Origin of the sequence: Pseudomonas fontis (genome assembly GCF_028656955.1) — a bacterium.
GTDB lineage: Bacteria > Pseudomonadota > Gammaproteobacteria > Pseudomonadales > Pseudomonadaceae > Aquipseudomonas > Aquipseudomonas fontis.
The window spans coordinates 1-10,231 of record NZ_JAMDGY010000108.1 but is presented as its reverse complement, the minus strand read 5'-3'; the positions used below and the strand labels follow the sequence as shown (position 1 = coordinate 10,231).

Sequence of the window (10,231 nt, the reverse complement as noted above, 5' to 3'; positions counted from 1 at the left end):
CTCGCCAGGGCCTCACAGCCCGCCGCTCTTTAACAGCACGGGAACCTCGCAGATCGATCCCCAGTAATGGGCACAGCGCGAGCAATAAATTCGATCCCCATGCCAGCTCTGGAACTGGCCAGCTCGAAATCAGGCGGAACGTCAGCCCGGCAGGAACACAGGCCGGGCCACGGAAAGCGGATAGAGGGTTGCGCTGCAAATGCTCCCTGCCGGGATGCCCTCAGAACGGGCATCGGTGCCTGGCAAAGCGCGAGCAGCGATTAACCAACAGGAGGAAACAGCACATGAAGTAGCAAGCCCAGCCGGAACTCGGACCGGCAACCCACGACGAACTGCCCCACTCAATGGGCCGCCGAGCTGCAGTTGACAGTCGTGTAGCGAACACCTGACCCCCATGACCACCCAGCCGAGGCCGAACGACGCGAGGTGATAGGGAAGCTCAAGGCCAGCCGAACTGAGAGCAAGGCCGTCGGCGGCTGAGCTCGAGCGATCACCGCTGACGCAACACCCCGGCCTGTCGCCAGTAGCGAGGCCGGGCACATTCGATTCAAGCCAGTGACCGACGCCAGGAGCGGGTCGCGGCAGATTTCCTCGATGCCCTTCTAGCGAGGGGTATCAGGGAAATCAACCCGACACAGGAACCGCACCATGAGCTCACAACAGCAACCCTCCCCGCCGGCAATTGGCGAAATCTGGCCAGGCCAAGGCGGCATCTACGCCGGGATCATGCCGGCACGTAACGGCCAAGAGGCCTACCACCTGATCCTTGGCGAAGATCTGGGCCGCTTCGAATGGGGCCAGTACGACGATGAGTCGCCGGCAACCAACCTGATTGACGGCTGGGCCAACACCACCGCCCTGGTTGAACGTGGCGGGCACCCAGCAGCAGAGGCAGCAGCCCTGCACATCGCCGACGGTCATGCTGACTTCTGCCTTCCGGCCGCAGCACAGCTGTACGAAATCTGGCTGAACCTGAATGGCAAGCTCGAAGACTGGGTGTGGTCAAGTTCGCAGCGCTCCGCCGACACCGCATTCATCATGGGCTTCGCTGATGGCACTCAGGACGACAGCGCCAAGTACAACGAGCTCCGCGTCCGCCCCGTCCGCAGATTGCCTATCCAGTAATTCATTCATTCGATGGGCGCAGCTCATCACGCTTTTGCAGGCGAATCCGGGACCCAGGACGGGCCAGGCCAGATGCTTCCCGGGCAGCGCCGGGCGCCTGCATCCCCCTCCCTTCAATTACGACCGCATTGGCAGGTGCCAGGCCAGCCTCAAGGCTGGGTTTGGTCACCCGCGCCTGGCTCCTGGCCAATGCGGTCCAGAGGACCACCAAATGCATAACTGCAGTGATACCCAGGCCGTGTGCCGGGGCTGCGGCCTCAAGTTGCGCGGGTCGCCTTCTTGGAAGGGCGGCCTGGCCTATCACCCTGAGCCAGACGGCGAAGTGCATCGCTGCCACTACGGCGGCTGGGTCTGCTCCCGGCGCTGCGACATCAAGGCCTGCGTTGAACTGGAGGGGACCATGCCCGGATGCGGCGCGGTTAGCGGCTTCCAGCGACTTTCCCCTTACGCGAAAGAGAGCATCAATCGCCATTGGCTGGAGGCAGCATGAGCGCCTGGCAAACGATCGACTCGGCGCCGCGTGATGGCACTGAAATCATCCTGCGAAAAGGCGACCGAGTCACGGCGGGCGCCTGGATCGAGTGGAGCAAGTCTCACCCAGAACACCACTCCACCACCGGCGAATACCTCGGCGAAGTCGAGTACGACTCTGGAGCGCACTGGGCATCTTGGGATGGCGGCTTCTGTGAAGACGACGAGCCAACCCACTGGATGCCACTTCCGGCGCCACCCACCGAGTAACCCACCACCTGGAGGCGACCATGGGCGCACTTCGCAAGGCTCAGTTTGAGTACGACAACAGGCTACCCGGAGAGCATCCGGATGATGTATCCGAACGCATCTGGATCGACAACGCCGCTGACGACTTGCTCGAAGGCCGCGACGTGAAGTTCAGGCGCCGACTGCGTAGCCCGCAGGGGGTGACCTTCGATCAATTCGCCGTTGCGGTTGATGAGTTCGTGATGGGGCAGCTTGGCGGATCTGGCATCAGCCCTTCAGTGCTTGGCCGCCTGGTCCTGGCTGCCAAGCGCAAGGACGTATCGGAAGCCAGAGGCGCGGCTGATGAGGCCATAGCCAGTGCTGACCCGGACGAAGCGCTGCGAGAGGTGGCCCGCGCCCTGCTCCGCCCGCTGGCTCAGGACGGCCTGATCGCCCAGGCAGAGGATGCCGAGCTATGAGCCCGCACATCCTGATCGACCAGGAGCTGGATGCAATGGCGCATCCAGGCACGCCGATCAGCTGGCACGTGATGATCCAGAAGCAGCTCACAGAAATGATGGCCGACGAGCGCATCACCATCGAAGAGTTCAACCACTACTGCGGGCGCCTGAACGCGATCATCGCCGGGCGCAAGGAGGCAGCATGAGCACTGCACCGGTTAAATCCCTGATCGAAGAACAATGCGACGAGATCGAAGCCAAGTTGGTGATGCTCGGTTTCGGCCTTCCCTTCAACGAGGTGATCGGGCAGCCGCGTGAACGTCCGGTGGCAAGCCTGAAGCAGCGCCTCGCCCCGACCATGAAAGGTGGCCGGATCGCGGTGAGGGTTCGGCCGTGACCTCCTACCAGCGCGCCAAACGCATTGCCTACTGGCGCGGCTCTGCCCTCACCCTTCTCGCCTGCACCGCTTTCATGCTCGCCAGCGCCCTGGCCGGCACCATCACTTCTTGAACACACCCGATGCACGGCGGGCCCTACGGCGATAACCGTACCCTGAGTGGAGCGTAAGCCGGAAAGAGCGCGCAACCATCACCGGCAGCCAGGGCGCCAACCGTACCTCCATGGCGTGACCTGGCATTTCCCTATTTCAACTGACGGCGCCGGCCTGGCGCGAGGTGACAAATGTCCAATGCAAACATGCGCATCTGGGACCAGGTTGATACGACCGACCCCAGTGCAACGAAAAACTTCACCGGGATGGGCGGTTTCAAAGGCACCGCAATCAAGCCCACCTACCTTATGCGTAAAGCAACCGAAGTATTTGGGCCTTGCGGTGAGGGGTGGGGCTGGACAGTGCTAGAGGATCGCTTTGATGAAGGCGCCCCACTTTCAGCACCTACCAAGGAATGGCCCGAGGCACCGCGCATAAACGCCAAGCTGCACACGATCAAAATTCAGCTTTGGTACCTGGGTAAGGACGGTCAGAAATGCACCGTAGAGCACTACGGCCATACCCCTTTTGTGCTACTGCAGCAGGGAAAAATCATCACTGACTGGGAGGCCGCAAAGAAATCGCTGACCGACGCAATCGGGAAATGCCTCCAGCCGCTTGGGTTCGCCGCTGATATTCACATGGGCCTGTTCGACGACGCCTCATATGTCGAGACAGTTCGCAGTGAGGTGGCTATCGAAAAGGCAGAGGATCAGGCGGCCGAGCAAGAGCGCCAGAAGCTGGAGCGCTTGGACTGGCTCAAGTCTTCGGTGGAAACGATGGCCGGCGCCGTGACCATGCACGAACTCAAGACACTCAACACGCGCTTCATAAAGAGCGCCACGGCCCGGAATGAAGCCTCGTTCATTCGCAGGATTACCGAGGCCTTCGAAGAGCGAAAGGCGCAGCTTGAAGGGGCGGCAGCATGAGCCATCTCTACGAATTGACTGGCCAGTTTAGAGAGCTGGCCATCCTGATGCAGGATGCGGACGAGGACATGGCAGTCGCGGTGCGCGACACCATGGGCGCCATCGAAGCCGAATTCAACGAAAAGGCCTTGGCTGTAAGCCGGGTCATCCTGAATATGGATGGCAACATCGAGGCCGTGGATGCCGAGATCGATCGCCTCCAGGAGCGCAAGCGGATCATGTCCAATCGCAAGGGTCAGATCATCGACTATCTGCGCGAGAACATGGAAGCATCGAAGATCACCAAGATCACCTGCCCACTGCTCACTATCACCCTTTGCAAGGGTCGTGAGTCAGTAATCGTGGATGACGACAAGCTCCTAGATGAAGACCTGGTCAACCCCGAGGTCACGATGGTTCCGGACAAGAAAGCCATCGCTGAGCGCATCAAGGCAGGCCAGGAAGTAAAGGGTGCTCGCCTTGAGCGCGGACAGTCTTCCATACGGATCAAGTGAGGATGCCATGATCGACAACCAAATCATTGCCGGCGCCCAGCGTCAGACTCAACTGGAGGCAGCGAAAGCTGCCTTCTTTATGTCCGGTGGAATCGTCACCGAGCTTGAGAGCTACTCCTACAGGCCGCCGCCCTTCCGGTATCACCCCGAGCCCAAGCCAAAGATCCAGAGGTCGACCAAGGAAAACGCCCGGCAGCAGCGTAACGCCGAGCGGGTCACGCTGATCGCTGAAATGGCCAAGACCATGACCTGCCGAGAAGTATCGAAGGAGCTCGGCATTCCGCAGAACACGCTCTGGACAATGTCGCAGCGTTGCGACTTCAAATTTGCTCCAGGTGTGCAAGGCGGCCGAATCACTCCGTACACCGATGCACAGGAAGACGCCAAGTTGGCTGAGCGAATCACGGCCCTGCGAGATGCAGGTCTGAATCGGCACCAGGTGGAAAAGCAGATCGCCATCTGCAACAGTACGCTGCTTCGCATCATCAAGGCGTTCGGTATCGACTTCCCACGCTCTAAGGGCAAACGCTGTGACGGCGCGATTTGAGGTTGGACCATGAACGTGCACGAAGACATCCCACCCATCTACTATGACGGTCGGGAATGCCGCCATCACGGCAGCGGAAAGCTGGCCAATCCCTTCAGCGCAATCAGCATCAAGGGGTCTTGGTGGCTTGCAGGCTTCAACGACATGGATATGGAACTCACCCATGAAACTCAAACGAATGGCCGTCCAGCGCCACCAGCGCAGGGCACAGGTTCACTTGCCGCCTAGCGGACTGAAGGAGGTGGTGTATGGCGATGGATCAGCAGCAGCGTGACGAGAAGCGTAGGGCCAAGGCCGAGCGCCTGCAGGAAGAAGACCTGCGCTTGAAGGTTCGACCAGGGACTAAGCAGGCCCTGCTGGAACTGATGGAGTGGGCCGGGATCGAGGAACAGGGCGAGGCGATGACGCTGATGATTCATCACATCGAAGCGCTTGGGCATCACGCGCTGTTCAGGATTGCGCGCCACGAAATCGAGGCTCACCGGTATGTGGCGCGGACCGAGTCGCTGCGGCTGTCAGCCAGGAAACGAACTGGCCAGCACTTGCGGGCGATTTGCGGGTGGGCGGATACCACGTACAGCCAGATGATCGAGGCGCTGATCCACGGCATCCACGCACTGGGCGGACTGCACGCGGCGAAGTTTCTCACCCCGCCGCTTCATGAGATCAGGATATCTCCCCGCCTGGCCCTGGCCTTCGACCGGAAAAGCATGCTGATGATTCAGCAGGACCCGGGTGATGAGGTATTTGCACCAAATACCATTACCAGTCGCGCTTAGCCCCTTCAGCAAGAGCTACATCATCCGCAGCATCGTTGATAGCTTTTCTCCCAAGGTCTCCAGACTCACCATCTAGGCGATAGATGGTCAAAAAAGCCCCTACACGAGTGCAGATCCAGCTGCTGCCAAATGCATCCTCCTCGCCCACTTCAGAGTTGAGGTGTTTACAGTAGTAGGCAAGCTGGCCGTCGTGCATTGCCAGTGGATAATTTGGCTGGACGCTAGTGATGAAGCCCTCATCCTCCAATTGCTGAAGATTAATAGCCACTGTTGCTGCTTGAACTACTACGCATCCGTTGAGAACAAAATCCGCCACGATAATTTCCTTTGGTAACAAAGGCATACGAATACATCATCCCAAACCAAATTGCCACCATGCCGCATCCAGCCACGGAGGGCGGCGCCATCCTGAGGAACACTCATGAAACCTGAAATGATCACCCTGAAGCACGGCGATACCACGATCAAGATGCCGGCCGCTACCGTGGCCCAGGTCGCGCTTGCCACGATCATCGGGCAGATTGCACCGGCCACCCAGGCACCTGCAGTGCAGCCGATAGCGAAATCCGAAATCCCAGCTGTCGGCCAGCCATGGCCCGGCCAGGGTGGCATCAACGGTGGCCTGGTGAAAGCTCGCGGCGACGTGCCGGAGCACTACCTGATCATTGCTGTCAAAGACATTGGTGACCACAAATGGGGCGGCTACCGGGAAGAGTCGAAGGCGACCAGCAAGACCGACGGCAAGGCCAATACCGAGTGGCTTTGCAACGAAGAAACCGAACACCCAGCCGCCAATGCCTGCGCCGAGTACCAGGCTGAAGGTCACCATGACTTCTACCTGCCAGCCGCTGCTGAGCTGTACCAGGGCTGGATGAACTGCCCTGAGGTCTTTGCCCAGGACTGCTACTACTGGTCGAGTTCGCAGCGCTCCGCCCACAGCGCATTCGGCATGCACTTCGGTGGTGGCAATCAGAGCAACGGCGACAAGAGCTCCGAGCTCCGCGTCCGCCCCGTCCGCAGATTGTTTATCGATTAATTCGCTTATTCATTCCGGCCGCTTGCGGCCGGCCGCCCAAGGAGGGGCAGCACTATGGCAATGCATACCGAACTTTCCATCTACAAGGCCGCTCTCGGCCTGCTCCAGATGGCAACCAACCTGACCCGCAACATTCCGCGTGACCTCAAGCAGTCGCTGGGCAAGCGCGTTATTGATGAATGCATCGACGTATTGATGCTCATCGCCAGAGCCAACGCCGCACGAGACAAGCACCCACATCTTATCCAGCTGGTCGAAAGGGTGCAGGTGATCGAATTCCTGATGCGGCTTTTCAAAGAGAACCGGTTTATCAGCGTCCCGCAGCACGCCAAATCAATGGAGGTCACCACCTCGATAGGCAAACAGGCAAACGCCTGGAAACGATCCACCCCAACCGCGCCCGCTACCTGAGAGCCACGGCTTCCAGGTCTGTGCGAATTGAATCTGGTCGTGCCGCTGACCTTCTGGTCACCGCCATGCGTACCATGGATACCTCCGGTCTAAAGCGTCCGGGCAGGTCCAACGCAGTTTCCCTGTTGAAGATTCGGCAGGGCGACGTAGATAGCACGACAGGTCGCAGCGCTCCGCCAACAACGCATTCAACATGAACTTCGATGATGGCAATCAGAACAACAACGACAAGAACAACGAGCTCCGCGTCCGCCCCGTCCGCAGCTTCAACGCCCTACCCGTTCGGCGATCTGGTCCAGGCCTATTACGACTGCCGGCGCTCCAAGCGCAACAGCGCCAGCGCGCTGGCTTTCGAAATGGACCTGGAGCGGAACCTGACGGCGCTTCACCGCGACCTGGTAACCGGACAATACCGGCCAGGCCGCTCAATCTGCTTCGTGGTCACCAGGCCAAAGCCGCGCGAGGTGTGGGCCGCCGACTTCCGCGACCGCATCGTGCACCACCTGCTGTACAACCACATTGGCCCGACTATCGAGCGCAGCTTCATAGCGGACAGCTGCGCCTGTATCCCAGGTCGCGGCACGCTGTACGCCGCCCGGAGGCTTGAGGCGAAGATCCGCAGCCAGACGCAGAACTGGTCGAGGCCCGGCTTCTACCTGAAGTGCGACCTCGCCAACTTCTTCGTAGCCATCGACAAGCGGGTGTTGGCCCGCCAGCTGGAGCAGCGAGTTGCTGAACCATGGTGGCAGGCGCTGGCGGAACAGGTTCTGATGCACGACCCGCGCGATAACTACGACGTTCGCAGCCCCGCGCACCTGTTCAACCGGGTACCACAGCACAAGCGCCTGACCGCGCAGCCCTCGCACCTTGGCCTGCCGATCGGCAACCTGTCGTCGCAGTTCTTCGCCAACGTCTACCTCGACGCCCTGGACCAGTTCTGCAAGCACCGGCTCGGGGTCAAGCACTACATGCGTTACGTCGACGACTTCGTGCTACTGCATGAATCACCGCAGCAGTTGAACGCCTGGAAGGCCGATATCGAAGCCTTCCTACCAGTCCTTGGCGCCCGACTCAATCCGACGAAGACCATCTTGCAGCCGATTGAGCGTGGCGTGGATTTCGTCGGGCATGTGATCAAGCCCTGGCGGCGAGTCACCCGGAAGCGATCCGTGGCCCAGGCCATGAAGCGCACCGCTGCTGTGCCAGTCGAGCAATTGCGCGAGACCGCCAACAGTTACTTCGGCCTGCTCACCCAGGCCAGCCATAGCCAGAAGAACCGCGCCGCGCTGGCCAACCTGGTGCTACTGCGCGGTCATGTAGTCAACGGCGACCTGACCAAGACCTACCCGAAGCGATAATCGGAGCACCCATGACAAAAGCAATCGACCTATTCGCCGGCTTCGGCGGATGGAGCACCGGCGCGCGCGCCGCAGGCGTCCAGGTTCTCTGGGCGGCCAACCACTGGCCTGAGGCCGTGAAATGGCACAGCGCCAACCATCCAGGCACGCAGCATGTTTGTCAGGACCTGCACCAGGCGCGCTGGGAGCAGGTGCCAGCTCACGACATCCTTCTTGCCTCGCCCTGCTGCCAGGGGCACGCCAAGGCCCGTGGCAAGAAGTCGGGCAACCCTGAACACGATGCTTCTCGCTCGACGGCCTGGGCCCCGGTGTCGGCGCTGGAGGTGCACCGGCCGCCGGCCGCAGTGATCGAGAACGTGCCAGAGTTCACCGACTGGGTGCTCTATCCGGCCTGGCTCGCCGCGGTACAGGCGCTGGGCTACCAGGCCGCGCCACACATCGTGGACTGCGCCAACCTCGGCGTACCGCAGCACCGGGTACGTCTGTTCATGGTGCTGACGCGCAGCAAGGCGCCGCTGATGCTGCAATTGCCGCAGGAACGACATGTGCCGGCGAGCAGTTTCCTCGACTTCGACGCCGGGCGCTGGTCACCCATTGAAAAACCGGGACGCGCCCAGGCTACGCTGAATCGCGTACGCAACGGCCGCGAACGCTTCGGCGAACGGTTCATCATGCCCTACTACGGCAAGGGCTCTGGCACCACCGGCCGCGACATCAATCGGCCGATCGGCACCATCACAACCTTGGACCGTTGGGCACTGGTCGATGGCGACCGCATGCGGATGCTCAGCGCCGACGAGGCCCTGGCCGCGCAGTCTTTCCCAGCTGACACCCTGCGCCCGGACAACCACCGACTGACCATGCACATGGCTGGCAATGCGGTACCGCCGCTGGCCGGGCAGCGAGTAATTGAAGCGCTACTGGAGGCCGCATGACCAGCCTCTACCGAACCACTGAGGTACGCCGCCCTGGCGCGCCGATGCCATTCCTTGAGCTGAATCCGACCTGCGAGTACTGCGGTCGGCACCGCTCGTATGGAAACCACCGTGCCTGTTCGAAGAAGCGGCAGGCCAGATATCAAGCGGAGAGACGAGCATGAACAACACTGAACAGATGGTCAGCGTGCCGGCCAGCAAGCTGAAGAAGATCCATCGCGACTTGGACGCCTGTCAGAAGGTGATCTGGCTACGCGGCGGGTTCGACCCGGCCTACTGCAAGGATGCCCAGGATTCACTGAAGGACATCGACGCCCTTCTCGCCCAACCAGCCGCCCAACACCAGGGCGAGCCGGTGGGTTGGACCTACGAAGATGGGAAGGAATACACCGCCTGCCCAGATCACGCGCATGACCTCAGGGCGGAAGGCATCGAGCTGACTCCCGTCTACCGCCACCCACCAACCTCCGACGGTTTCAGCGCCGGTGACATGGCCGACCAGAGTGCCAAGGCGTTTGCTGCGCGTGATCGTGAGGTTGAGCTGCTACGGGCCCAGCTGGCCGACCGGGATGCGCTACTGCGTACAGTGCGAGAAACGCTCCAGCGCGAATACTGGGATCAGTATGCGGGCCTTGATGAGACGCGAGACCTGATTGACTCCGCCCTATCAGCCGGCGCAGAGCTGAGCGCGCCGGCTGTATCGATCCCCGACGGCTACTGCCTCATGCCCAAGCGGCTCACAGCCGAGAATGGTGCCAAAGCTCTGTTGCTTGGCGAGTTCAAGCTGGAGGTCACGCGCGAGTGCCCCGAATGCCTGGAGCTGGAAGAGCCTGTAGAGGGCTGCGAGATCTGCGATGGCGAGGGTGAATACGGGCAGAGCCACACGATTCCGTGGGATCAGATCAAGTTCATTTACAGCCTGGCCGTGAAGGGTCTCGCTCTCAAGCCGGGCTATTCGGAATAGTGT

17 protein-coding genes are annotated in these 10,231 nt (G+C 60.9%); 16 read left to right on the top strand and 1 reads right to left on the bottom strand.

Annotation, left to right across the window (positions count from 1 at the left end):
- The first annotated feature begins 648 nt into the window (after window positions 1–648).
- From M5G11_RS25040 to M5G11_RS24990, 11 genes are all read left to right on the top strand, one after another.
- Window positions 649–1,125 (top strand): Lcl C-terminal domain-containing protein, encoded by a 477-nt coding sequence (locus tag M5G11_RS25040; protein WP_273913557.1) that lies wholly within the window; start codon window positions 649–651, stop codon window positions 1,123–1,125.
- Window positions 1,126–1,336: 211 nt separating this feature from the next.
- Window positions 1,337–1,615: a hypothetical protein gene (locus M5G11_RS25035; protein WP_273913556.1), complete on the top strand. Its 279-nt coding sequence runs from the start codon at window positions 1,337–1,339 to the stop codon at window positions 1,613–1,615.
- Window positions 1,612–1,866, top strand: coding sequence for a DUF551 domain-containing protein (locus M5G11_RS25030; RefSeq protein WP_273913555.1), 255 nt, complete (start codon window positions 1,612–1,614; stop codon window positions 1,864–1,866). Before M5G11_RS25035 ends, M5G11_RS25030 begins: the two co-directional genes overlap by 4 nt.
- 20 nt (window positions 1,867–1,886) lie before the next feature.
- Entirely contained in the window at window positions 1,887–2,303 is a 417-nt protein-coding gene (locus M5G11_RS25025) for a hypothetical protein (RefSeq protein WP_273913554.1), read from the top strand.
- Window positions 2,300–2,491: a hypothetical protein gene (locus tag M5G11_RS25020; protein ID WP_273913553.1), complete on the top strand. Its 192-nt coding sequence runs from the start codon at window positions 2,300–2,302 to the stop codon at window positions 2,489–2,491. The genes M5G11_RS25025 and M5G11_RS25020 overlap by 4 nt, the downstream gene beginning before the upstream one ends.
- On the top strand, window positions 2,488–2,682 hold the full coding sequence (locus M5G11_RS25015) for a hypothetical protein (RefSeq protein ID WP_273913552.1): 195 nt from the start codon (window positions 2,488–2,490) through the stop codon (window positions 2,680–2,682). Before M5G11_RS25020 ends, M5G11_RS25015 begins: the two co-directional genes overlap by 4 nt.
- Window positions 2,683–2,966: 284 nt before the next feature.
- Window positions 2,967–3,704 carry a hypothetical protein gene (locus M5G11_RS25010; protein ID WP_273913551.1) on the top strand — a complete coding sequence of 246 codons (738 nt, stop codon included), beginning with the start codon at window positions 2,967–2,969 and terminating at the stop codon, window positions 3,702–3,704.
- Window positions 3,701–4,198, top strand: coding sequence for a siphovirus Gp157 family protein (locus tag M5G11_RS25005; RefSeq protein WP_273913550.1), 498 nt, complete (start codon window positions 3,701–3,703; stop codon window positions 4,196–4,198). The genes M5G11_RS25010 and M5G11_RS25005 overlap by 4 nt, the downstream gene beginning before the upstream one ends.
- 7 nt (window positions 4,199–4,205) lie before the next feature.
- Window positions 4,206–4,745 carry a COG3415 family protein gene (locus tag M5G11_RS25000; RefSeq protein WP_273913549.1) on the top strand — a complete coding sequence of 180 codons (540 nt, stop codon included), beginning with the start codon at window positions 4,206–4,208 and terminating at the stop codon, window positions 4,743–4,745.
- A 9-nt stretch (window positions 4,746–4,754) separates the two neighbouring features.
- Complete coding sequence (locus M5G11_RS24995; protein ID WP_273913548.1) at window positions 4,755–4,973, top strand: hypothetical protein; 219 nt, start codon at window positions 4,755–4,757, stop codon at window positions 4,971–4,973.
- A 20-nt stretch (window positions 4,974–4,993) separates the two neighbouring features.
- The gene (locus tag M5G11_RS24990; RefSeq protein WP_273913547.1) at window positions 4,994–5,524 is read left to right on the top strand and encodes a hypothetical protein; all 531 of its coding nucleotides are present in this window, start codon (window positions 4,994–4,996) and stop codon (window positions 5,522–5,524) included.
- On the opposite strand, the gene M5G11_RS24985 is transcribed toward M5G11_RS24990, so the two are convergent.
- Window positions 5,508–5,867 (bottom strand): hypothetical protein, encoded by a 360-nt coding sequence (locus M5G11_RS24985; protein ID WP_273913546.1) that lies wholly within the window; start codon window positions 5,865–5,867, stop codon window positions 5,508–5,510. The genes M5G11_RS24990 and M5G11_RS24985 overlap by 17 nt on opposite strands.
- 78 nt (window positions 5,868–5,945) lie before the next feature.
- On the opposite strand from M5G11_RS24985, the gene M5G11_RS24980 reads away from it, so the two are divergent.
- The 5 genes from M5G11_RS24980 (at window position 5,946) to M5G11_RS24960 (ending at window position 10,228) form a co-directional block, all read left to right on the top strand.
- Window positions 5,946–6,560 carry an Lcl C-terminal domain-containing protein gene (locus M5G11_RS24980; protein ID WP_273913545.1) on the top strand — a complete coding sequence of 205 codons (615 nt, stop codon included), beginning with the start codon at window positions 5,946–5,948 and terminating at the stop codon, window positions 6,558–6,560.
- Window positions 6,561–6,614: 54 nt separating this feature from the next.
- Window positions 6,615–6,971, top strand: a complete 357-nt coding sequence (locus tag M5G11_RS24975) for a four helix bundle protein (protein ID WP_273913544.1) — start codon at window positions 6,615–6,617, stop codon at window positions 6,969–6,971.
- A 203-nt stretch (window positions 6,972–7,174) separates the two neighbouring features.
- Window positions 7,175–8,329, top strand: a complete 1,155-nt coding sequence (locus M5G11_RS24970; protein WP_273913543.1) for an RNA-directed DNA polymerase — start codon at window positions 7,175–7,177, stop codon at window positions 8,327–8,329.
- 11 nt (window positions 8,330–8,340) lie between these two features.
- Window positions 8,341–9,264: a DNA cytosine methyltransferase gene (locus M5G11_RS24965; protein WP_273913542.1), complete on the top strand. Its 924-nt coding sequence runs from the start codon at window positions 8,341–8,343 to the stop codon at window positions 9,262–9,264.
- Window positions 9,265–9,424: 160 nt separating this feature from the next.
- The gene (locus tag M5G11_RS24960) at window positions 9,425–10,228 is read left to right on the top strand and encodes a hypothetical protein (protein WP_273913541.1); all 804 of its coding nucleotides are present in this window, start codon (window positions 9,425–9,427) and stop codon (window positions 10,226–10,228) included.
- Window positions 10,229–10,231: the final 3 nt, after the last annotated feature.